The 23397-nt window shown below is 63.3% G+C and carries 19 protein-coding genes and 2 rRNA genes; 1 reads left to right on the top strand and 20 read right to left on the bottom strand.

Going from position 1 to position 23397, the window contains the following annotated elements:
• Positions 1 to 53 precede the first annotated feature (53 nt).
• The 3 genes from AWC17_RS14880 to murA all read right to left on the bottom strand — a co-directional run bounded on the left by AWC17_RS14880 (position 54) and on the right by murA (position 6587).
• Positions 54 to 3151, bottom strand: a 23S ribosomal RNA gene (locus tag AWC17_RS14880).
• Positions 3152 to 3431: 280 nt separating this feature from the next.
• Positions 3432 to 4962: ribosomal RNA gene (locus AWC17_RS14875) — 16S ribosomal RNA — on the bottom strand.
• Together the 16S and 23S rRNA genes form the textbook arrangement of a ribosomal RNA operon.
• A 371-nt stretch (positions 4963 to 5333) precedes the next feature.
• Entirely contained in the window at positions 5334 to 6587 is a 1254-nt protein-coding gene (gene murA, locus AWC17_RS14870; RefSeq protein ID WP_046182648.1) for a UDP-N-acetylglucosamine 1-carboxyvinyltransferase, read from the bottom strand.
• 82 nt (positions 6588 to 6669) lie between these two features.
• Here murA and AWC17_RS14865 point away from each other — a divergent pair, with 82 nt between their 5' ends.
• Complete coding sequence (locus AWC17_RS14865; protein ID WP_046182658.1) at positions 6670 to 7254, top strand: cob(I)yrinic acid a,c-diamide adenosyltransferase; 585 nt, start codon at positions 6670 to 6672, stop codon at positions 7252 to 7254.
• A 15-nt stretch (positions 7255 to 7269) separates the two neighbouring features.
• Here AWC17_RS14865 and AWC17_RS14860 read toward each other — a convergent pair whose 3' ends face one another.
• From AWC17_RS14860 to thrB, 17 genes are all read right to left on the bottom strand, one after another.
• Positions 7270 to 7713: a DUF2550 domain-containing protein gene (locus AWC17_RS14860; RefSeq protein WP_046182647.1), complete on the bottom strand. Its 444-nt coding sequence runs from the start codon at positions 7711 to 7713 to the stop codon at positions 7270 to 7272.
• Between the two features lie 6 nt (positions 7714 to 7719).
• Positions 7720 to 8085 (bottom strand): F0F1 ATP synthase subunit epsilon, encoded by a 366-nt coding sequence (locus tag AWC17_RS14855; RefSeq protein ID WP_046182646.1) that lies wholly within the window; start codon positions 8083 to 8085, stop codon positions 7720 to 7722.
• A 23-nt stretch (positions 8086 to 8108) separates the two neighbouring features.
• Positions 8109 to 9575: a F0F1 ATP synthase subunit beta gene (atpD, locus tag AWC17_RS14850; protein WP_046182645.1), complete on the bottom strand. Its 1467-nt coding sequence runs from the start codon at positions 9573 to 9575 to the stop codon at positions 8109 to 8111.
• A 21-nt stretch (positions 9576 to 9596) separates the two neighbouring features.
• A complete protein-coding gene (locus AWC17_RS14845) occupies positions 9597 to 10508 on the bottom strand; it encodes a F0F1 ATP synthase subunit gamma (protein ID WP_046182644.1) in 912 nt (303 codons plus the stop codon).
• A 6-nt stretch (positions 10509 to 10514) separates the two neighbouring features.
• The gene (gene atpA, locus AWC17_RS14840) at positions 10515 to 12173 is read right to left on the bottom strand and encodes a F0F1 ATP synthase subunit alpha (protein WP_046182643.1); all 1659 of its coding nucleotides are present in this window, start codon (positions 12171 to 12173) and stop codon (positions 10515 to 10517) included.
• 58 nt (positions 12174 to 12231) lie between these two features.
• Positions 12232 to 13572 (bottom strand): F0F1 ATP synthase subunit B/delta, encoded by a 1341-nt coding sequence (locus tag AWC17_RS14835; RefSeq protein ID WP_046182642.1) that lies wholly within the window; start codon positions 13570 to 13572, stop codon positions 12232 to 12234.
• A gap of 7 nt (positions 13573 to 13579) precedes the next feature.
• Positions 13580 to 14110 carry a F0F1 ATP synthase subunit B gene (locus AWC17_RS14830; protein WP_046182641.1) on the bottom strand — a complete coding sequence of 177 codons (531 nt, stop codon included), beginning with the start codon at positions 14108 to 14110 and terminating at the stop codon, positions 13580 to 13582.
• Between the two features lie 9 nt (positions 14111 to 14119).
• Positions 14120 to 14368 (bottom strand): F0F1 ATP synthase subunit C, encoded by a 249-nt coding sequence (locus tag AWC17_RS14825; RefSeq protein ID WP_024636915.1) that lies wholly within the window; start codon positions 14366 to 14368, stop codon positions 14120 to 14122.
• A gap of 84 nt (positions 14369 to 14452) precedes the next feature.
• The gene (gene atpB / locus AWC17_RS14820; RefSeq protein ID WP_046182640.1) at positions 14453 to 15208 is read right to left on the bottom strand and encodes a F0F1 ATP synthase subunit A; all 756 of its coding nucleotides are present in this window, start codon (positions 15206 to 15208) and stop codon (positions 14453 to 14455) included.
• Positions 15201 to 15701, bottom strand: a complete 501-nt coding sequence (locus AWC17_RS14815; RefSeq protein WP_046182639.1) for an ATP synthase subunit I — start codon at positions 15699 to 15701, stop codon at positions 15201 to 15203. The genes atpB and AWC17_RS14815 overlap by 8 nt, the downstream gene beginning before the upstream one ends.
• Positions 15702 to 15919: 218 nt before the next feature.
• Positions 15920 to 17149, bottom strand: a complete 1230-nt coding sequence (locus AWC17_RS14810) for a glycosyltransferase family 4 protein (RefSeq protein ID WP_141224635.1) — start codon at positions 17147 to 17149, stop codon at positions 15920 to 15922.
• Between the two features lie 28 nt (positions 17150 to 17177).
• Complete coding sequence (locus tag AWC17_RS14805) at positions 17178 to 17837, bottom strand: L-threonylcarbamoyladenylate synthase (RefSeq protein ID WP_046182638.1); 660 nt, start codon at positions 17835 to 17837, stop codon at positions 17178 to 17180.
• A complete protein-coding gene (gene prmC / locus AWC17_RS14800) occupies positions 17830 to 18693 on the bottom strand; it encodes a peptide chain release factor N(5)-glutamine methyltransferase (RefSeq protein ID WP_047322150.1) in 864 nt (287 codons plus the stop codon). The genes AWC17_RS14805 and prmC overlap by 8 nt, the downstream gene beginning before the upstream one ends.
• A complete protein-coding gene (gene prfA, locus AWC17_RS14795; protein ID WP_046186156.1) occupies positions 18690 to 19763 on the bottom strand; it encodes a peptide chain release factor 1 in 1074 nt (357 codons plus the stop codon). The genes prmC and prfA overlap by 4 nt, the downstream gene beginning before the upstream one ends.
• Positions 19764 to 19862: 99 nt before the next feature.
• Positions 19863 to 20099 carry a 50S ribosomal protein L31 gene (gene rpmE, locus AWC17_RS14790; RefSeq protein ID WP_046186158.1) on the bottom strand — a complete coding sequence of 79 codons (237 nt, stop codon included), beginning with the start codon at positions 20097 to 20099 and terminating at the stop codon, positions 19863 to 19865.
• A 190-nt stretch (positions 20100 to 20289) separates the two neighbouring features.
• The gene (gene rho, locus AWC17_RS14785) at positions 20290 to 22125 is read right to left on the bottom strand and encodes a transcription termination factor Rho (protein ID WP_046186155.1); all 1836 of its coding nucleotides are present in this window, start codon (positions 22123 to 22125) and stop codon (positions 20290 to 20292) included.
• A gap of 267 nt (positions 22126 to 22392) precedes the next feature.
• Positions 22393 to 23328 carry a homoserine kinase gene (thrB, locus tag AWC17_RS14775; RefSeq protein ID WP_046186154.1) on the bottom strand — a complete coding sequence of 312 codons (936 nt, stop codon included), beginning with the start codon at positions 23326 to 23328 and terminating at the stop codon, positions 22393 to 22395.
• Between the last annotated feature and the right edge of the window lie 69 nt (positions 23329 to 23397).

Here is a 23397-nt window from a genome sequence, read left to right as displayed (position 1 = left end):
AGAGCGTCCAGCGACAAATAGTCACTGAAACTGAAAAGTGGTTGCGATTGTGTGTTGGTAAGTTTTCGGCCGGTTAGTGCCAGTTCCCTGCACTCATTACTGAGCTTCCAGGTCTGGCCTATCGAACCCGTGGTCTGCGGGGGGCCTTATCCCTCTAAAAGGGTGAGAAACCTGATCTTGGAGAAGGTTTCCCGCTTAGATGCTTTCAGCGGTTATCCTGTCCGAACGTGGCTATCCAGCGGTGCCCCTGGTGGGACAACTGGTATACCAGAGGTTCGTCCGTCCCGGTCCTCTCGTACTAGGGACAGGTTTCCTCAAGTTTCTGACGCGCGCGGCGGATAGAGACCGAACTGTCTCACGACGTTCTAAACCCAGCTCGCGTGCCGCTTTAATGGGCGAACAGCCCAACCCTTGGGACCTGCTCCAGCCCCAGGATGCGACGAGCCGACATCGAGGTGCCAAACCATCCCGTCGATATGGACTCTTGGGGAAGATCAGCCTGTTATCCCCGGGGTACCTTTTATCCGTTGAGCGACACCCCTTCCACTCAGAGGTGCCGGATCACTAGTCCCGACTTTCGTCCCTGCTTGACTTGTAAGTCTCGCAGTCAAGCTCCCTTGTGCACTTACACTCAACACCTGATTGCCGTCCAGGTTGAGGGAACCTTTGGGCGCCTCCGTTACATTTTAGGAGGCAACCGCCCCAGTTAAACTACCCGCCAGGCACTGTCCGTGAACCCGATAAGGGTTCGACGTTAGGTGTCCAATACGATCAGAGTGGTATTTCAACAACGACTCCGCCCCAACTAGCGTTGAGGTTTCACAGTCTCCCACCTATCCTACACAAACCGTACCGAACACCAATACCAAGTTGTAGTGAAGGTCCCGGGGTCTTTTCGTCCTGCCGCGCGTAACGAGCATCTTTACTCGTAGTGCAATTTCGCCGAGTCTATGGTTGAGACAGTTGGGAAGTCGTTACGCCATTCGTGCAGGTCGGAACTTACCCGACAAGGAATTTCGCTACCTTAGGATGGTTATAGTTACCACCGCCGTTTACTGGGGCTTAAATTCTCCGCTTCACCTTACGGTTAACGGGTCCTCTTAACCTTCCAGCACCGGGCAGGCGTCAGTCCGTATACATCGTCTTGCGACTTCGCACGGACCTGTGTTTTTAGTAAACAGTCGCTACCCACTGGTTTCTGCGGCCGAATCCCGCTCCCACCGCAAGGGTGTTCACGGTTTTCCGGCCCCCCTTCTCCCGAAGTTACGGGGGCATTTTGCCGAGTTCCTTAACCATAGTTATCTCGTACGCCTTGGTATGCTCTACCTGACCACCTGTGTCGGTTTGGGGTACGGGCCGTGTGTGTGCTCGCTAGAGGCTTTTCTTGGCAGCAGAGGATCACCGAATTCACCTCAATCGGCTATGCATCACCTCTCAGGATTAATGAGCGACGGATTTGCCTATCGCTCTCCCTACAGGCTTGCCCCAGTATTACCACTGACTGGTACGGCTACCTTCCTGCGTCACCCCATCGCTTGACTACTACCCACCCGGGTCCCACGCAGCCGGTAGTCCTCGCACCCCGAAGGGATTGATAGACCACCATTTGGGTGGTTAGCAGAATGGATTCGTCAGGGACGCCCAAACACGGGTACGGGAATATCAACCCGTTGTCCATCGACTACGCCTGTCGGCCTCGCCTTAGGTCCCGACTCACCCTGGGCGGACTGGCCTGGCCCAGGAACCCTTGGTCTTACGGCGGGCAAGGTTCTCACTTGCCTTATCGCTACTCATGCCTGCATTCTCACTCCCCCAAACTCCACCACCGGTTACCCGATGGCTTCGCTGCATGGGGGACGCTCCCCTACCCAACCTTGCGGTTGCCGCGGCTTCGGCGGTGTGCTTGAGCCCCGCTACATTATCGGCGCACAATCACTTGACCAGTGAGCTATTACGCACTCTTTCAAGGGTGGCTGCTTCTAAGCCAACCTCCTGGTTGTCTCTGCGACTGCACATCCTTTTCCACTTAGCACACGCTTAGGGGCCTTAGCCGGCGATCTGGGCTGTTTCCCTCTCGACGTACGGAGCTTATCCCCCGCCGTCTCACTGCCACGCTATACACCACGGCATTCGGAGTTTGGCTGACGTCAGTAACCTAGTAGGGCCCATCGGCCATCCAGTAGCTCTACCTCCGTGGTGAAACACGTAACGCTGCACCTAAATGCATTTCGGGGAGAACCAGCTATCACGGAGTTTGATTGGCCTTTCACCCCTACCCACAGCTCATCCCCTCAGTCTTCAACCTAAGTGGGTTCGGGCCTCCACGCGGTCTTACCCGCGCTTCACCCTGGCCATGGGTAGATCACTCCGCTTCGGGTCCAGAACACGCCACTACACCCCAAAGGGGATGCGCCCTATTCAGACTCGCTTTCGCTGCGGCTACCCCGCACGGGTTAACCTCGCGACGTGTCCCTGACTCGCAGGCTCATTCTTCAAAAGGCACGCCATCACCCCACAAGGAGGCTCTGACGGATTGTAGGCACACGGTTTCAGGTACTCTTTCACTCCCCTCCCGGGGTACTTTTCACCATTCCCTCACGGTACTAATCCGCTATCGGTCATCGAGAAGTATTTAGGCTTACCGGGTGGTCCCGGCAGATTCACAGCGGATTCCACGGGCCCGCTGCTACTCGGGAGTTGATACAAGGTAGGTGCCGGGTTTTCGCGTACCGGGCTCTCACCGTCTACGGCGGGCCGTCCCAGGCCACTTCCGCTAACCACGACACTTTCTGACTACCCCTCAGCCAGGTAGAGCTGAGACATATCAATCCCACAACCCCGCACACACAACCCCTACCCGGTTACCCATGCGTGCGGTTTAGCCTGTTCCGCGTTCGCTCGCCACTACTAACGGAATCACAATTGTTTTCTTCTCCTACGGGTACTGAGATGTTTCACTTCCCCGCGTTACCTCCCGCACCCTATATATTCAGATACGGGTAACACGACATCACTCGTGCTGGGTTTCCCCATTCGGAAATCCTCGGATCAATGCTAGGTTGACAGCTCCCCGAGGCATATCGCAGCCTCCCACGTCCTTCATCGGCTCTCGATGCCAAGGCATCCACCATGCGCCCTTAGACACTTACATACACACAAAAATCAAAAAAGAAATTACACATTTTAACGAAAACGCCACCGTTGCCGGCAACGCATCGTTTAGATGCTCGCAACCACTATCCAATACTCAAACACCACACCCCACCACCAAGATGGAGGGACACCACACGGACTGGCCGAGTGTTGTCTCAGGGCCCAATAGTGTGTCTGGCAATTATTTGCTGTTGTGCACCCGGCCCTCGCCCACTACAGGCGAGAACCCCTCACGGCTCGCACCCCACCAATTGGAGTGCTTTCGTGGTGCTCCTTAGAAAGGAGGTGATCCAGCCGCACCTTCCGGTACGGCTACCTTGTTACGACTTCGTCCCAATCGCCGATCCCACCTTCGACAGCTCCCTCCCAAGGGTTAGGCCACTGGCTTCGGGTGTTACCGACTTTCATGACGTGACGGGCGGTGTGTACAAGGCCCGGGAACGTATTCACCGCAGCGTTGCTGATCTGCGATTACTAGCGACTCCGACTTCACGGGGTCGAGTTGCAGACCCCGATCCGAACTGAGACCGGCTTTAAAAGGATTCGCTTAACCTTGCGGCATCGCAGCCCTTTGTACCGGCCATTGTAGCATGTGTGAAGCCCTGGACATAAGGGGCATGATGACTTGACGTCATCCCCACCTTCCTCCGAGTTGACCCCGGCAGTCTCTCACGAGTCCCCGGCATTACCCGCTGGCAACATGAGACGGGGGTTGCGCTCGTTGCGGGACTTAACCCAACATCTCACGACACGAGCTGACGACAGCCATGCACCACCTGCACACAGGCCACAAGGGAACGCCTATCTCTAGACGCGTCCTGTGCATGTCAAACCCAGGTAAGGTTCTTCGCGTTGCATCGAATTAATCCACATGCTCCGCCGCTTGTGCGGGCCCCCGTCAATTCCTTTGAGTTTTAGCCTTGCGGCCGTACTCCCCAGGCGGGGTACTTAATGCGTTAGCTACGGCACGGATCCCAAGGAAGGAAACCCACACCTAGTACCCACCGTTTACGGCGTGGACTACCAGGGTATCTAATCCTGTTCGCTCCCCACGCTTTCGCTCCTCAGCGTCAGTTACTGCCCAGAGACCCGCCTTCGCCACCGGTGTTCCTCCTGATATCTGCGCATTCCACCGCTACACCAGGAATTCCAGTCTCCCCTGCAGTACTCTAGTCTGCCCGTATCGCCCGCACGCTCACAGTTAAGCCGTGAGATTTCACGAACAACGCGACAAACCACCTACGAGCTCTTTACGCCCAGTAATTCCGGACAACGCTCGCACCCTACGTATTACCGCGGCTGCTGGCACGTAGTTGGCCGGTGCTTCTTCTCCACCTACCGTCAATCCGAGAAAACCCGGACCTTCGTCGATGGTGAAAGAGGTTTACAACCCGAAGGCCGTCATCCCCCACGCGGCGTCGCTGCATCAGGCTTGCGCCCATTGTGCAATATTCCCCACTGCTGCCTCCCGTAGGAGTCTGGGCCGTATCTCAGTCCCAGTGTGGCCGGACACCCTCTCAGGCCGGCTACCCGTCGTCGCCTTGGTAGGCCATCACCCCACCAACAAGCTGATAGGCCGCGGGCCCATCCCACACCGCAAAAGCTTTCCACCACAAGGCATGCGCCAAGTGGTCCTATTCGGTATTAGACCCAGTTTCCCAGGCTTATCCCGAAGTGCAGGGCAGATTACCCACGTGTTACTCACCCGTTCGCCACTCGAGTATCTCCGAAGAGACCTTTCCGTTCGACTTGCATGTGTTAAGCACGCCGCCAGCGTTCGTCCTGAGCCAGGATCAAACTCTCCAAACAAAAACTCCTCGCGAACGAGGTGAATTTACAATCAGAGAAAATCTGACCTAACAAAAAGACACCAAATAACTGGCATCAAAAGTTGCCATACCCACACACGGGGAGTGCTAGGTATGGCCAAAAAAACAACAACAAATAAAAAAGACCAAACACACTATTGAGTTCTCAAACAACACTTGTTTTCGCCCGTTTTGGGGCAACCCTGCCAGCTTAATACAAGTCCGGCAGTGGAGTCAACTCCCAGTCTTGGTCTTCAAAAGACCGTTTCGGGAGCAGCCGTGCCAGGCTAGTACCAATCCAGCGAGGGAGTCAAGGGCCCGGGGTGTCGGCCGCCTGGTGTGGCGACCGGCCCTGCGGGGCACTGACTTTGGTTACTCTACCCGCTCGATCTCCGCTCCCAAAATCGCCAGGTTCTCCACGAACAACGGATAGCCGCGATCAATGTGGAAAACGTCGTGAACCTCGGTGTCACCGTCGGCGACGAGGCCCGCCAACACCAGGCCGGCACCGGCCCGGATGTCCGAACACCACACGGGGGCGCTCGACAATTGCGGCAGACCTCGCACGACGGCGTGGTGGCCGTCGGTGCGGGCGTCGGCGCCCAACCGGATCATCTCTTCGACGAAACGGAAGCGCGCCTCGAAAACGTTTTCCGTGATCATCGACGTGCCGTCGGCGATCGACGCCAGGGCGATAGCCATCGGCTGCAGGTCAGTCGGGAACCCGGGGAACGGCAGCGTTGCGACGTTGACGGCCTTGGGGCGCTCGTACTGGGTGATCCGAAAGCTGTTGTCCGTTTGGGTGACCGTTGCGCCGGCGTCGTGCAGCTTGTGCAGCACCACCTGCAGGTGGGCCGGGTCGGCGCCTGTCACCGAGATGTCGCCCCTGGTCATCGCGGCGGCGATGCCCCAGGTGGCGGCGACGATGCGGTCCCCGATCACGCGGTGCTCGGTGGGGTATAACCGCGGGACACCGGTGATGGTCATGGTCGGCGAGCCGGCACCTTCGACCTGCGCGCCCATCTGGTTCAGCATGGTGCACAGATCGACGACATCGGGTTCGCGCGCCGCATTGTGGATCGTGGTGACACCCTCGGCCAGGACCGCGGCCATCAGGATGTTCTCGGTGGCTCCCACCGAGGGAAATTCCAGCTGGATCTCCGCGCCGCGCAACGTGTCGGCGTGGGCGACCACGCAGCCGTGCTCGATGTTGCACTGCGCGCCCAGCTGGCGCAGCCCCGCCTGGTGCATGTCGAGGGGACGAGACCCGATCGCGTCGCCACCTGGGAGCGCGACCCTGGCTCGCTTGCACCGGCCGACCAGCGGTCCCAGCACGCAGACGGACGCGCGGAACTGCCGCACCGCCGCGAAGTCAGCGTCGTACTTGGGCTCATCGGGAGAGGTGATGCGGGCGACGTCGCCGTCGAGTTCGACGGTGGCGCCCAGGCCACGCAACACCTCGGCCATCAACGGCACATCAAGGATGTCGGGGCAATTGGTGATGGTGCTGGTGCCTTCGGCCAATAGCGTCGCGGCCATCAGCTTGAGCACGCTGTTCTTGGCGCCCCCGACTGCGACTTCGCCGGACAACCGGTTGCCGCCGGTCACCACGAATCGCTCAGCCACCTGCGTCAGTCTAGTGAAGCGGTATCGGCTTGTCAGTCAGCCGAGGCTCGGTCCTTCCATGCGCCGCAGTACCGTTTTGCTCATGGCGATACACCTGACCCGCATCTATACGCGAACCGGTGACGACGGCACGACGGGATTGAGTGACTTCTCACGGGTCTCCAAGAACGACCCCCGCCTGGTCGCCTACGCGGATTGCGACGAGGCCAACTCGGCGATCGGCGTCGCGATCGCCCTGGGTCAGCCCGACGAGGAAACGGCCGGGGTGCTGCGGCAGATTCAGAACGACCTGTTCGACGCCGGCGCGGATCTGTCGACCCCGGTGGTGGAAAACCCCCAATATCCCCCGCTGCGAGTCACCCAGCCCTACGTCGATCGGCTCGAGGGCTGGTGTGACAAATATAACGAGAACCTGCCGGCGCTGAATTCTTTTGTGCTCCCAGGCGGTTCGCCCTTGTCGGCGCTGCTGCACGTCGCCCGTACGATCGTCCGTCGAGCGGAACGCTCGGCGTGGGCGGCGGTCGATGCCGCGCCCCAGCAGATCAACGTCCTTCCGGCGAAATACTTGAACCGCCTCTCGGATCTGCTGTTCATCCTGGCGCGCGCGGCCAACCCCGACGGCGACGTACTTTGGAAACCAGGCGGCGGCGCACCGAACCCGAGTTAACCTGCGGCGCAAGACCTAAATGCTGCGACGACGAGCCCGCGGCGACGGGCGAGACTCCAGCCAAGACAGGAATGCCGTCAAAGCGCCCTTGTCCAGTGCGATCTCGTAACCGGTCCTACGGTCCTGCGTCGTGTCACGCAGCTCCAGCACGACGATCTCGTCGGTCATGATGTCGAATTCGTCGCCGCGCGGTGCACGCCGGGCCACGATCTCCACTCCCCGGCGGCTGAGCCGACGGTCCGGCCACAAACGCAGGCTGGAGAGCCGGTAGAACGCGGCCTCACCTCCGCGGTAACGAATCACGCCGTGACGCCAGCCGTGACCTCCGACCGCGGGAATGTCTCGCATGATCCCCGCCGTCCCGCCCTGGCGCAGTTTCCACAACCGATAGCTCAGCGCGACGACCGCGCCCGCTAGGACAACGACGAGCACGACCATGCCAATCATGGGCGCGCTCATCGGCGGTTAGTCGATCGCGCCGACGGCGCGCAACCTTGCGCGCCCCCTGGCGGCGACACGAGGATCGTCCGACTCAGAAGCCTCTCGGGCGGCGCTCTCGTCGATCTCCGACTCGAATTCGGCGGACTCGGCAAGAATGGTGACCGCTTCCTCGGTGACCGACAGAAAACCGCCGTCCACCGCGATCCGCAGATCGTCTTCGCCTTCTCGTTCGACGCGCACCATCGCGTCGTCGACCAACTGCGCTACCAGCGGGATGTGCCGCGGCAGGATGCCGATCTCGCCGACGGTGGTGCGGGTGAACAGGAAAGTCGCCTCGCCCGACCAGATCTTTCGGTCGACGGCGACTATCTCAACGTTCAATTCGGCCATGCCACAGCGCCTTTCGACTTAGCTCAGGAATCCAACTTGGCGCCGAAGCTTTCGGCTTTCTTGGCTAGGTCGTCGAGGCCACCGATCAAGAAGAACGCCTGCTCCGGTACGTGGTCGAAGTCGCCCCTAGTCAGTCGGTCGAACGCCTCGATGGTCTCCTTCACCGGCACCGTCGAACCCGGCTGGCCGGTGAACTGTTCGGCCGCCATCATGTTCTGCGAGAGGAAGCGCTCGATGCGCCGCGCGCGCTGAACGAGCTGCTTGTCCTCTTCGGACAACTCGTCGATACCCAGAATGGCGATGATGTCCTGCAGATCCTTGTACCGCTGCAGGATTCGGATGACTTCCTGCGCGACGCGGTAGTGCTCGTCACCGACGACACTGGGGTCCAGAATGGTCGAGCTCGAGGCCAGCGGGTCCACCGCGGGGAAGATGCCCTTGGAGAACACCGATCGCGACAGCTCGGTGGTGGCGTCCAGGTGCGCGAAGGTCGTCGCCGGCGCCGGGTCGGTGTAGTCGTCGGCGGGCACGTAAACCGCCTGCATCGACGTAATCGACCGACCACGCGTCGAGGTGATGCGCTCCTGCAGCTCGCCCATCTCGTCGGCCAGCGTGGGCTGGTACCCCACCGCGGACGGCATACGACCGAGCAGCGTGGACACCTCGGATCCGGCCTGGGTGAACCGGAAGATGTTGTCGATGAACAGCAGCACGTCCTGGCCCGCCTCATCGCGGAACCACTCGGCCATCGTCAGCGCAGAAAGCGCCACTCGCATACGGGTGCCGGGCGGTTCGTCCATCTGACCGAATACCAGCGCGGTGTCCTTGAGGACGTCGGCTTCCTGCAACTCGACCCAGAGGTCGTTGCCCTCACGGGTGCGCTCACCCACGCCAGCGAAAACCGAAGTACCCCCGAAGTTTCGGGCAATACGGTTGATCATCTCCTGGATCAGCACCGTCTTGCCCACGCCGGCACCGCCGAACAGCGCGATCTTGCCGCCACGCACGTACGGGGTGAGCAGGTCGACGACCTTCAGTCCGGTCTCGAGCATCTCGGTGCGTGGCTCGAGCTCTTCGAAGGCCGGCGGCTTGCGGTGAATCGACCAGTGCTCGAAGTCCTCGCCGTATCCCGGCTTGTCCAGGCAGGCTCCCAGCGCGTTGAAGACGTGACCCTTGACCTCTTGGCCGACCGGCACCGAGATCGGCTTGCCGCTGTCCGTCACCTCGACGCCGCGGACCAGGCCGTCGGTGGGCTGCATCGAAATGGTGCGAACCAGGCTGTCGCCGAGGTGCTGTGCGACCTCCAGCGTGAGGGTCTTCTTGAGCTCCTCGAACGTGATCTCCGCGTTGAGCGCGTTGAACAGCTCCGGCACGGAGCCGCGCGGGAACTCGACGTCAACCACGGGGCCGGTGATTCGTACCACGCGACCGCTGGTCTCGGAGTTGGAGGACTTGTCGGTCTTTTCGGTTGTTTCAGTAGTAGCAGCCATAATTTTTCGCTTCCTCGTGTGCTACTTAGCGTCGGCGAGTGCGTTTGCACCGCCGACGATTTCGCTGATCTCTTGGGTGATCTGGGCCTGCCGCTCGCGGTTCGCCATCAGCGTCAGCTCTTTGATCAGGTCGTCCGCGTTGTCGGTTGCGGACTTCATCGCCCTTTGCCGCGACGCCAGCTCCGACGCCGCCGATTCAAGTAACGCCGCGTAGACGCGGGTCGTCACATACCGCGGCAGCAGCGACCCGAAAAGCGTTGTCGCGTCCGGCTCGAACGAATAAAGCGTGTGGAGTTCCTCGGTGTCCTCGACGTACTCCACGACCAGCGGAGCAATCCGGTGAGCCACCGCCGCCTGCGACATCATCGACTTGAACTCCGAGTACACGATGTGCAGTTCGTCGACGCCCTGGTCGTCCTGTGACTGCTCGCTGTCGCCGGCCCCCTTCATGAAGGTCTCGACCAAAGTGTCAGCTATCTCCGCGGCGTTCTCGTATTGGGGCTGCTCCGAGAAACCCGTCCAAGACTCGGTGATGTCCCAGTTGCGGAACCTGAAGTAGTTCTGCCCCTTACGGCCCACCGTGTACACCACCGGTGTCTTGCCTTCCTCCCGCAGCAAGGAGATCAACTCCTCGGAGCGACGGAAAATGCTGGAGTTGTACGCGCCGCACAAACCACGGTCGGATGAGACCACCAGGACGCCGGCCCGCTTGGGTTCTTCTCGCTCCACCAGTAACGGATGATCCAGAGCGGCTTCGGTGGCGAGAGTGGTGAGCATTGCGGTGATCTGGAACGCGTAAGGCCGCGCGGATTGCAGGCGAGCCTGCGCCTTGCCGATGCGCGATGTCGCGATCATCTCCTGGGCCTTGGTGATCTTTTTGATCGACCCAGCCGAGCGGATCCGCCCACGCAATTCACGAAGTGTGGCAGCCATCGGTTGCTACTTCTTCTCTTTCTTCTTCTCCGGCGCCGGCTTCTTCACCTTCACCGATTCCTTTTCCAGGTCCTCCTCGTCGAGCGGCTCGACGTGCTCATCGGGGACCACCGATCCGCCGCCCGCGGCCGCGAAGCCCTTCTTGAAGTGATTGATGATCTCGGTGAGCTGGTTCTCGCCTTCCTCCGAGAGCTTCTGGGTGTCGCGGATGCCGGCCAGGAATTTCTCCTCGGAGGCCCGCATGTGGTCCAGCAACTCGGTTTCGAAGCGCCTGACGTCCTCGACGGGCACGGAGTCCAGGTGCCCGCCGGTGCCCAGGAAAATCGAAACCACCTGCTCCTCAACCGGCATCGGCCGGTACTGCGGTTGCTTGAGCAGTTCGACCAGCCGCTCACCGCGTTCCAGCTGTGCCTTGGACGTGGCGTCCAGGTCCGAAGCGAAGGCCGCAAACGATTCCAATTCGCGGTACTGCGACAGGTCCAGGCGCAGCGAGCCGGCCACCTCCTTCATGGCCTTGATCTGCGCGGCACCGCCCACGCGGGACACCGACACACCGACGTTGATGGCCGGCCGCACACCCTGGTTGAACAAGTCGGACTCCAGGAAGCACTGCCCGTCGGTGATCGAGATGACGTTGGTCGGGATGTAGGCCGAGATGTCGTTCGCTTTGGTCTCGATGATCGGCAGCCCCGTCAGCGAGCCGCCACCGAGATCGTCGGACAGCTTTGCGCAGCGCTCCAACAGCCGCGAGTGCAGGTAGAACACGTCACCCGGATAGGCCTCACGGCCGGGCGGCCGGCGCAACAGCAGCGAGATGGCGCGGTACGCCTCGGCCTGCTTGCTCAGGTCGTCGAAGACGATCAGCACGTGCTTGCCGTCGTACATCCAATGCTGGGCGATCGCCGAACCGGTGTACGGCGCAAGCCATTTGAAGCCGGCAGAGTCCGACGCCGGGGCCGCGACGATGGTGGTGTAGTCCATTGCGCCGCCCTCTTCGAGCGCTCGCCGAACCGAAGCGATCGTGGTGCCCTTCTGTCCGATCGCCACATACACGCAGCGCACCTGCTTGCGCTCGTCGCCGCTCTCCCAGTTTTCCCGCTGATTGAGGATGGTGTCGACGCAGACTGCGGTCTTGCCGGTCTTGCGGTCACCGATGATCAGTTGCCGCTGGCCGCGGCCAATCGGCGTCATCGCGTCGATGGCCTTGATCCCGGTCTGCAGCGGCTCCTTGACGCTTTGCCGGTTCACCACCGAGGGCGCCTGGATCTCCAGTGCGCGGCGGATGTCGGTGTCAATGTCTCCCCGGCCGTCGATGGGCACCCCGAGTGGGTTGACAACACGCCCCAGGAACCCGTCGCCAACGGGGACCGACAGGACTTCGCCGGTGCGCTTGACCTGTTGGCCCTCTGCGATCTTCTCGAAGTCGCCGAGGATCACCGTGCCGACGCTGTGCTCGTCGAGGTTCAGCGCTACGCCGAGGACACCGCCCGGGAACTCGAGCAGTTCCTGGGTCATGACGGAGGGCAGCCCTTCGACGTGCGCGATGCCGTCCCCGGCGTCGACGACGGTGCCCACCTCTTCGCGGGAGGTGTCGGAGGTGAAAGAGCCCACATACTCCTCGATGGCGCTCTGGATGTCATCAGCGGAGATTGTCAACTCGGCCATGGCGTTTCGTCTTCCTACTTGATCTTGGTTCGCGTGTGGTTGTGCTGATTGGTTGGTGTCAGTCGGGCAATTGAGCCCCGGCCGCGGCAAGGCGAGAAGCGAGTGTCCCGTCAATCACTTCGTCGGCCACGGAGATGAGCAGGCCGCCCAGTAGTTCGGCATCGATCTGCAGCTGCACCGTCACCGGATGACCGTAGATACGGCCGAGCACGTCGGTGAGACGAGACCGCTGGTCATCGCTGAGTTCGGCCGCCGCGTGGACCTGCGCGATGATTTCACCGCGGCGTGCCACCGCGACTTCTGTCAAGAACTGAACGGCATCCTCGGCCGACTGACCTCTGAGCAGTTGGACAGTCTGGGTCAGCAGCGACACCACAATCGGGTTGAACCTGCCGCTTGCGCTGTCAAGTACGTTGCGCAGCAGACCAACTCGGCCTTCCACTGGCAGGGCATAGTCGCCCAACAGGATGGCAAGTCGCGGCTGCGCATCCAGGATGCGGGAGAACCGGAACAACTGGTTTTCGACGTCGTCGACCTTGTTCTCGCGTTCGGCAACTTCGAGCAGCGCTTGCCGCGAGATGTGCTCGATGGCATCGATCAAATCGGAGTTGGCCGACCAGCGCTCCGAGACGGCCAGCCGGAGAACGTCGAGTGCGGCGTCGGAGACGTTGCCGGAGACCAGCCGCTCGATCAACCGCACCCGGGGCGCCGCATCCTCGGCGGGCACGGTGAGATACCGGGTGACAACGATCTCGCGGTCCAGCATTTCGGCCACCGAGACAAGCTCGCTGGAAAGCGAGGAAAGGTCTTTGTTGTCAAGGTTTTTCGCCAGGTCGCCGAACCGCTCGACCAGGCTGACCACCGCCTGGCGACTGGCCGAGCGCATCTTCGTCAAGAGCGGATACTCGACCTCGGCGGGCCCCGGCGCCATCTCATCGAGATCTTCGAGGAAGCGATCGACGGTGGCCGACTGCTGTGCCGAGTCGGCGACGTAGCTACGCACCAACTCGCCCGCCTGGCGCACCGCTTCGTGGCCGAGTTCCAGACGAAGCTGTCGGCTCAGCTGTGTCCGCAGCAGGTCGACCTGGCGGCTTCCCTGTGCGGTGATGCGTTCGGAGTCGACGTCGGCTTGGGCCCGTAACTGTTCGAGGATGCGGCCTGCATCCGTCTGCGCCTCCTCGACGACCCGTTCGGCTTCCGACTTGGCGGCTTCGACAGCCTTGCTGTGAGCCGTGGTGGACTCGGTCAACCGATCGGCCGCCGTCGCAGCATCTTTCAGCTGTTGGCGCACGGTGTCTTGCCGAGCGGCCATCAGGCGACGCACCGGCGGCACTACGTAGCGCACCACCAGGAATACGATGGCCGCGAATCCCACCAACTGCCCAATGAATGTCGACATTTCGCGATTACCGTCCGGACTTCCCTGATGCGGATGTAGCAGCGACGGGGGCAACCTCGACACCGAGGATCCGGCTGGCCAGCGTCGCCGACATGGTGGCCACGTTGGCGCGCAGATCCAGTTCCACGGCGTCCCTCTCCCGCTTCAATTGCTCGGATGCCATTTGCAACGTCGACATCACCTGTTGCTCGGCACGGGCGCGCGCGTCTTCCACCACCTTACGACCTTCAGCACGGGCATTGTCGCGCAAGGACGACGCCTCAACCCGGGCTTCCGTCAGGGCTTCTTCGTAGTCGGCCTTGGCCGCTTCGAACTGCTCGCCCGCCTTCTTGTTGTCGGCGACCGTCTTGGCGACCATGGCGTCACGCTCGCGCAACACCCGCATGACGGGCGGCACGACGAACGTGCCGATGACGGCCAGCACGATCAGGAAGATCGCCAGCACGAAGAAGAAAGTGCCGTTCGGAACGAGGAAGTTGTTGCCTCCCTCGGCAATCACCTGGCTGGATGCCAGAACGCTCAGGCTCGCGTCACCCATCACAGCGAATTAGGTGCCGACGGGTGTGGCGAAGACGAACAGCGCCATGAACGCCAGGTTGATGAAGTAGGCCGCCTCAACCAGACCGACGGTGATGAAGAACGGCGTGAACAGCCGGCCTTGCGCCTCGGGTTGCCGGGCGATGCCGGAGACCAGCGCGTTACCGGCAATACCGTCACCGATACCGGCGCCGATCGCGCCACCGCCCATGATGAGTCCACCGCCGATGAGAGCAGCGGCAGCGACTTGGGGGTCCAGAGCCATTCTTATCCTCCTTGATAGCTGGTAGCGGTCTACCAGGCCTCTGTAATGGTGTGTTGGACAAAGCAATTCATGGCGGTCTCAGTCATGGTGTTCCTCGATCTCCATGGCTTGGCTGAAGTAGAGGATGGTCAAGATCGAGAAGATGAAGGCCTGGATCGCCCCGACGAACAGGTCGAAGGCCTTCCAGATCGCGTTGGGCGCCCACATGATGTAGGGCGGGAAGAGCGCGATCAGTGCGACCAGGATGCCGCCGGCGAAGATGTTGCCGAAAAGTCGGAGCGACAACGAGATCGGCTTGGCGAGCTCTTCGACGAGGTTGATCGGCGCCAAGAACGCCACGTGGCCTTTGAGGACGGCGAGCGGGTGTCCGACGATGCCGCGGCGCCAGATGCCGGCCACGTGATAGCAGACGAACACGAAGAGGGCGAGCGCCAGAACGTAATTGATGTCCGCGGCCGCCGACTTCAGCAGCTCTGTGGTGTGCCCGGACTTGTCGGTGTACTGCAGCGGCAGCACCGACAGCCAGTTGGAGATCAGGATGAACACGAAGATGGTGACGGCCAGCGGCAAGACGAACGGCGCGATCCGCATTCCGACCGCGCTCTCGATCTGGTCGCGCATCTGGACCGTGATGGCCTCCCAGAACAACTGAACGCCGCTGGGCACGCCGGTGGAGGTGATCTTCGCGCGGAGGAAGAAGGCCAGCGCGAGCACGATCACCGCGGCGATCCCGGTGGACAGGATCGTGTCCGTGTTAACGGTCATCCCGAGCCATGTCGCGTGGCTGTGTTCGCCGACCTCGATTGCGGCGGCCAGGAACGTAGTGTCAGTCATCGCTGCTGCTTCTTCCTTCCGTTCCTTCCGATCCCGCGATCACGCCGCCTCCGGAACCGTCCGAGGGATGGGCCTCCGCCCAATCACCGGCACGCAGCTTCTTCCACACCGGAAGCGCCGTCGATGCCACCAACAAGATCTGGAAGAGCGCCAATCCGAACACGACGCCCAGTCCGGCAGGCCGGAAGATGTAGGCGATGATCAGCCCGATGACGGTGATGATGGCCAGCCGGGTGGCCGAATTCAGCGCCATCGAGCTTTTCAGCGGATGCTCTTTCGCGGTGATCGACGCGACCGAACGACGCACCAGAAGGGCGTTGAGCAAACCGAGCAGCAACCCGACGCCGAAGAACACCCCGACCATCGGGTGACCGGCCAAGCCGGCGACGACCACTGCCACCGCAGTCACGGCAATGCTGAGGACGAACAAGCGGACCGGGCGGAACGCAACAGAGGGAAACACCAACGGCGCGTCCTGCGCTGGTGTCGTCACTGCAGCACCTCAATCCCAGGTTGGTGAAGCGGGAGTCCCCCGACCGACTGATCGGTGGCCCGCCGAGCGTATCGCACGTCACAGCGGAATCGGCCAAGGGGTATCTCCCGACGCGACTCCCCAGCCGACCCAACCGGATCTGCGTCCGATGGACCGGCAATCTGTGCGGCTTTTTGGGGTTCTACCTGCACCGTACCATACGGCGGACACCACTACTACTAGCTGTCGTAGTCCTCGTCGTCGTACTCGTCTCGGCGGCGCATGAGCGGTATCGCCGTCGCGATGCCGGCGACCACAATGGCGCCCAACATCACCGCGGCGGTGTCGCGGGGATTGAAGAAAATCGTGCTCGCAGCACCGAACGCGACGATGCCCACCCAGAGGTAGATCAGCAACACCACCCGGCGGTGGGAATGACCGATCTGCAGCAACCGGTGGTGCAGGTGCATCTTGTCGGGGCTGAACGCGCTGCGGCCCGCGCGGGTGCGGCGCACGATGGCCAGCAGCAAATCGAGCATCGGCACGAACATGACCGCCACCACCAGCAGGAACGGCGACAGTAGGGCGAACACGTCGCGCGCGCCGTAGGCGTTTTGCGAGACGGGGCCGGCGGCGGTGGTGGAGGCCGCGGCGAGCATCAACCCGATCAGCATCGAGCCGGAATCACCCATGAAGATCTTGGCGCGATGGAAGTTGTGCGGCAGGAAGCCCAGACATGCCCCCGCGAGCACCACGGAGATCACGGCGGGCGGATAGAAGAGGACATCGCCCCCGTGGTCGCGCAGCAGGCCGACCGAGAACATGCAGATCGCCAGCGCGGTGATCAGCCCGAGCCCGGCGGCCAGTCCGTCGAGCCCGTCGACGAAGTTCATCGCGTTCACGATGGACACTGTCAGCGCCAGGGTGAGCAGGATCGACGAGGCCTGGTCGAGCACGATGGTGCCGACACCGCCGATCGGGATGTAGAGGACGCTCCAGGCCACGCCCATGGTGACCAGCACGCTGGCCGCGGTGATCTGGCCGGCGAACTTCGTCAGGGCGTCGAGCCCCCAGCGATCGTCGATGAGGCCGATGCCCATGATCACCGCGCCGGCCACCAACACCGCGGGCATACCCGACGAGTAGACGAACCCGCGGGTGAGCGCCGGAAGCTGGGAGGCCAGGAAGACGGCCGAGATGACGCCGAGAAACATCGCCAGCCCGCCCATGCGCGGCGTCGGGGTTACGTGTACGTCGCGTTCCCGCGGATAGGCAACCGCGCCCAGCCGGGTGGCGAGCACGCGCACGGGTCCGGTGGCGAAGTAGGTGATGATCGCCGCGGTCAGTCCCACGAGCGCGAGTTCACGCAGTGGGACACCGGTGCCGCGGTCAGACAGGGCAAGGAAACCACCGGCAAGGTTGGCTACCTGGCTGACCGGGTCGCTGGACACGTCGAGACCGTACTGCACAAACCTGGCAACCAGAGAACCGCTCCGGTTAGGCCTGGGCGGTCAGGCTTTCGGGGTCGACCGCGAGCACTTCCGCGATCCGTTCGGCGCTCACCGGACCGGGTCGCAGGATGCGCGGGGCGGGCCCGGTGAGGTCGACGATCGTGGAGGCGGCCTGCTGCTCGGCCGTCCCCGCGTCGAGATAGACGTCGACGAGATCGCCGAGTTGATTTCGGGCCTCGTTGGCGTCCACCGCGGGGGGACGGCCGGACACATTCGCGCTGGATACCGCCATCGGCCCCACTTCACGCAACAGTTCGATGGCTACCGGGTGCAGCGGCATCCGCAGCATCACCGTGCCGCGGGCGTCGCCGAGGTCCCATTGCAGCGACGGTGCCTGCGTCACCACCAGGCTCAGCGCGCCCGGCCAGAACGCGCGGATCAGGTCGCGGGCCCCGCCCGGCATGGTGTAAACCAGGCCCTCGATGGTGTGCCAGGAGCCGACCAGCACGCCGACCGGCATGTCGCGGCCGCGCCCCTTCGCCGATAGCAGGGCGGCCACCGCGGCGCTGTTGAAGGCGTCGGCGCCGATGCCGTAGACGGTGTCCGTCGGCATGACGACCAGCCGGCCGCCCTTGAGCGCCCCTGCCGCCGAGGCGATTCCGCGCGAACGCTGGCCGGGATCGGCGCAGTCGAAGACCTCAGTCACGGGCGCCGCCCTTTTTGCGTGCCGTCACAAATCGCGGCCGGCCGGCCAGGTCGTGGCGCGCCTCGATGTCTTCGAAAAGTCCTGTCTTGCGGATCAATTCGACCGTCTGTGAGGAAGTGGTGTCGTCATGCTCGACGGCGAAGATGCCGCCGGTGCGCAGCCAGCGCCCGGCCAGGCGGACGATGGGGGCGATCACCGCCATCCCGTCCGGACCGCCGAACACCGCGTGGTGTGGATCATGTTGGGCGACTTCGGGTTCCACGATGGCAGCGTCGGGGACGTAGGGCGGGTTGGCCACCACCACGTCGACGCCGCCGTCGAGGTCGGGCAGCAGGCCGGGCTCCGTGACGTCGGCCTGCAGGAGTTCCACGGCGGTGCCCGCCGCGTTGCGGCGCGCATACTCGAGGGCCGCTTCGGAGTCGTCGACGCCGATGATCCGGGCCTGAAGTCCGCGGTTGGCCCGGTGCTGGGCCAGGGCCACCGCCAATGCGCCCGAACCGGTGCACAGATCGACGATGACGGGCCGCGCCGGGAGGCGCTGTTCGGTGACCCACGCCAAGAGGGCTTCGGTTTCCGGACGCGGGACGAAGACGCCGGGGCCGACATGCAGCATCAGCGGTCCGAACGCGGCCGTGCCGGTGAGATGCTGCAACGGCACCCGCCGCGAACGCGCGGCCACGACGTCGCGGTAACGACCGAGGAAGTCGTCGTCGGTCGACTCGAGCAAGGCGAGCCGACCGCGCTCGGTGCCCATCAGGTGAGCGGCCAGCTCCTCGGCATCCCAACGCGCGGAGTCGATCCCCGCTTCGGCGAGCGTGGCCGCAGCGGAGTCGATCGCGCGCCGCAGGGCACTCATGCCTGTTGCAGCCGGGACTGTTTGTCGGCGGCGCCCAGCGCGTCGAACATCGCGTCGAGGTCGCCGTCGAGCACTTGATCGAGATTGTGTGCCTTGTAACCGATTCGGTGATCGGTGATCCGGTTCTCCGGGAAGTTGTAGGTGCGAATCCGTTCGCTGCGGTCCACGGTCCGGATCTGGCTGGCCCGGTCGGCCGACGCGTCGGCCAGCGCCTGTTCTTCGGCCAGTGCTTGGAGGCGGGCGGCCAGCACCTGCAGCGCACGCGCCTTGTTCTGCAGCTGCGAGCGTTCGTTCTGGCAGGTGACCACGATGCCGGTGGGCAGATGCGTGATCCGCACCGCGGAGTCGGTGGTGTTCACCCCTTGCCCACCCTTGCCGGACGAACGGTAGACGTCGATGCGCAGATCCGACTCGTCAATCTGCACCTCGCCCACTTCCTCGGGTTCGGGATAGACCAGGACGCCCGCCGCCGAAGTATGCACCCTGCCTTGGGATTCCGTCACGGGGACGCGCTGCACCCGGTGCACCCCGCCCTCGAACTTCATTCGGGACCACACTCCGTCGGCCGCGTCGCCCTTGCTGGCGATGCTGAGCGTCGCATCCTTGTAGCCACCGAGATCCGATGTGGTTTCGTCCAATACGGTCACGTTCCAGCCGTGCCGCTCGGCGTAGCGGATGTACATCCTGGCCAGATCAGCCGCGAACAGCGCCGATTCCTCGCCGCCCTCACCGGATTTGACTTCGAGCACGATGTCGTCGGCATCATGCGGGTCGCGCGGGGCCAGCATGTCGGTCAGCTGGGTGTCCAGTTCGGTGACCCGTGACTCCAGTTCGGTCACCTCATCGGCGAACGACTCGTCGTCGGCGGCCAGCTCACGCGCGGTCTCCAGGTCGCCGCGCGCCGACTCCAACTTGCGGTACGTGGCAACGATCGGGGCCAATCGGGCGAACCGGCGGCCGGCTTTGCGCGCCTCGGCGGGATTGCTGTGCAATTCGGGATCCGCCAGCCGTTGCTCGAGCTCGGCGTGTTCGGCCAGCAGCACGTCAATCGTCTGCACCGGCTGCGTCATGTGTCACCTCCTGCCCGTTCAGCCCGCGTTGTGATTGCCGTAAACGCAAACCGACGCCCGGCCTGTGCTCCTCGCACAGTTCGGGCGTCGGCAACGCAGCTATTTGTCGGTGTTGTCCGTCGCGGCGCCTTTGCGCTTGCCGTAGCGCTTCTCGAAGCGGGCCACCCGGCCGCCGCTGTCAAGAATCTTCTGCTTGCCGGTGTAGAACGGGTGGCACTGCGAGCACACCTCGACGACGATGTTGCCGCCAGGCTTGGTGCTGCGCGTCTGGAAGGTGTTACCGCACCCGCAGTGCACGGTGGTCTCCCCGTAGGCGGGGTGAATGTCAGATTTCATGCTGTCCTCTTCGATCTTGTCGAGCACCGATTATGCCAGGTCAACCATTGTTCTCCCAAAACAACGGGGTGCCTCTCGGCATTCCCGGCGCATGGGTTGCGCCGAAACTTAAACCATGGCGACGTCAGCCGGCGTGTCGTGTACGTGGTTTAAGTGTCGCGGTGACGGTCCGCCGAGGAACTGGGTTCGGTCAGTCGTTGTCCATCGATCCCGGCGTGGTCTTGGAGACCTGCACCAGGAACTCGTAGTTGGTCTTCGTCTTGCGCAGCTGCGACATCAGCAGGTCGATGGCCTGATGCGAGTCCAGACCCGACAGCACGCGGCGCAGCTTGTGCACGACGCCGAACTCGTCGGGCGACAGCAGCAGCTCGTCCTTACGGGTGCCGGAGGGGTTCACGTCGACCGCCGGGAAGACCCGCCGTTCGGAGATCTTGCGGTCCAGTTTGAGCTCGGCGTTACCGGTGCCCTTGAACTCCTCGAAGATGACCGTGTCGCCGGTGGATCCGGTCTCGACCATCGCAGTGGCGATGATCGTCAGCGATCCGCCTTCTTCGATGTTTCGTGCGGCACCCAGGAACCGCTTCGGCGGATACAGCGCGGTGGAGTCGACACCACCGGACAGGATCCGGCCCGACGCGGGTGACGCGTTGTTGTACGCGCGGCCCAGGCGGGTGATCGAGTCGAGCAGCACCACAACGTCCTTGCCCTGCTCGACGAGCCGCTTGGCGCGTTCGATGGCCAGCTCGGCGACCGCCGTGTGGTCCGTAGGCGGCCGGTCGAACGTCGAGGCGATGACTTCGCCCTTGACGGAGCGAGTCATGTCCGTGACCTCCTCGGGCCGCTCGTCGACGAGCACGACCATGAGGTGGCATTCCGGGTTGTTCTTGGTGATCGCGTTGGCGATGTCCTGCAGGATCGTGGTCTTACCGGCCTTGGGCGGCGACACGATCAGGGCGCGCTGGCCCTTACCGATCGGCATGATCAGGTCGATGACCCGGGTGGTCAGCCGGTCGGGGGTGGTTTCCAGGCGAAGGCGCTGGTTGGGGTAGAGCGGCGTCAGCTTGCTGAAATCGGGCCGCTTTTTCGCGTCCTCGACCGGACCGCCATTGACGCTGTCCAGGCGCACCAGTGGGTTGAACTTCTGGCGCTGGTTGGGCTGCTCGCCCTCTTTCGGCACACGAACCGCGCCGGTCACCGCGTCGCCACGGCGCAGGCCGTTCTTACGCACCATGTTCATGGACACGTAGACGTCGTGCGGACCGGCCAGGTAGCCGGAGGTGCGGACGAACGCGTAATTGTCGAGAACGTCAAGGATGCCGGCGACCGGCTGCACGACGTCGTCCTCACGCAGTTCGGTGTCGCCGCCCTCGCCGGACCGCTCCCCGCGGCGCCTGCGATCGCGGTCACGGAAGCGGCGGCCACGCCTGCCCTGACGGCCCTCGCCGTCGTCGTCCTGCTGGTTCGAGCCGCCACGCGATTGCTGGCCGCCCGAGCCTTGCTGATCACCTCTTTCGCCACCGCCATCTTGGCCGCGCTCGTCACTCTGGGAGTCCCGCTTGCCGCCCTGGCGGGTGTCGTCCTCGCCGGTGGCCGCGCCTTCGCGGTTGCGTGAGCGCTCGCCATCCGCCTCGTCGCCGGTGCGGGCCGATCCCGGCTCGCGCGAAGCGCTGCGCCGTTCGCGGCGGGGCGCCTCGGTCGTTGAACCGTTTTGGTGGTCCTCGGCGGCCGGTGCGTCAGCACTGGCGGTGTCGGACTTGCCGCTGTCCTCGGAGGCGGCAGGGGCGGCAGTCCCGTTGGACTGCCCCCTGATTTCCTTTATGGCGGCGATGAGTTCGTTCTTGCGCATGCCCGACGTCCCCTTGACGCCGACTTGGTTAGCCAGCGCGCGCAGTTCGGGAAGCACCATGGTCGACAGAGAGCCAACCGGGGCTGTGGTTTCGACGTCGGATGTGTCCGGGGTCACGGCGTTCGGCACCTCATTGCTGTCGGCGCTCGCGCCAGCCGTGAACAGGTCCGTATCGGTCACGGATTTCCTTTCTTCCCCCGCTGATCAGGTCATCCGGGGGGTTCGTTGCATTCAGCCAAATCGCCGAGTGCACCCAAATATCGACTCTGCAACGGTGATCGCCTTAATCGGCGGAGTAAGCGGCGAACCTCGTCCACGAGAAGAATTGGTGTTGTCCTAGCGGCAAGGCAGTATGGATGCAGATGCAGATGCTGCGATTGCTGGACGGGTCCGAGGATAGCCCGCATCCTCCCTGGAAGCAAGCAAACCCTCCGGCCACGCTGTGGATCAACCGGGGACTGTGACTCCCGGGCTCCAGCGAACTCTTTCGCCGGCGGTCATCTCAGTGAGGGCAAATCCGTTCGCGGCCCCGTACTCCACCACTCCCGTGGGCAACTCCGGCGCTGTGCTCAGGGCAATCAGTGCCGGACCAGCCCCCGAAAGTGTCGCTGCCACGTTATGACGCCGCAACAGTCGCAAATATTCCGCGGAGGCGGGCATCGCCGGAGCACGCTGCGGTTGATGGAGCACATCCTCGGTGGCCGGCATGAGCAGGTCCGGGCGTTCGCTCAGCGCTACCACCAGCAAGGCGGCACGGCTGACGTTGAACCGGGCGTCGTCGTGGCTCACCTGGGCGGGTAGTAGCACCCGGGTCTCCGCGGTCAGGGAGCGCTCTTGGGGTATCGCGCAGTACAGACGGATGTCGGGGTGAAGCCGGACCGACACCGCCGAATACCGGGGCCGATCACCGGAGCGGTCGATCCAGGAAACCACCGCACCCCCCAGCACGGCCGCCGCGGCGTTGTCGGGGTGACCCTCGAACTCCGAGGACAGCTGGATCAGCTGGGTATCGCTCAGCGGTTTCGAATCTGCCTGTGCTACAAGGCCGTTCGCCGCTGCCAGGCCGCCGACCACGGCAGCCGCGGACGAGCCGAGGCCGCGGGAGTGCGGGATGGCGTTGCGGCACCGGACCACCATGCCCGCGGCGCGGACGCCCACAGCCCGCAGCCCGCATTCGACCGCGCGCACCACCAGATGGTCGGGGCCCCGCGGCACCTGCTCGGCACTCTCCCCCTCGACCAGCACCACCAGGCCGGAATCCGTTGTCTCCACGACGATCTCGTCGCTCAGACTCAATGCCAGGCCGATGCTGTCGAAACCGGGACCGAGGTTAGCGCTGGACGCCGACACGACGGCGCTTGCCACCAGCCCGGCGGGCAGCATCTGGGTCACCGACAGGCTTTCATTTCCGATGCGTGCCGCCCCGTTGCGCCCGGCTTCGCCGCGCTTGCG

The organism is Mycobacterium nebraskense, assembly GCF_002102255.1.
GTDB lineage: Bacteria > Actinomycetota > Actinomycetes > Mycobacteriales > Mycobacteriaceae > Mycobacterium > Mycobacterium nebraskense.
The sequence above is the reverse complement of the archived record's forward strand: the minus strand, read 5'-3'. Positions and strand labels throughout refer to the sequence as shown.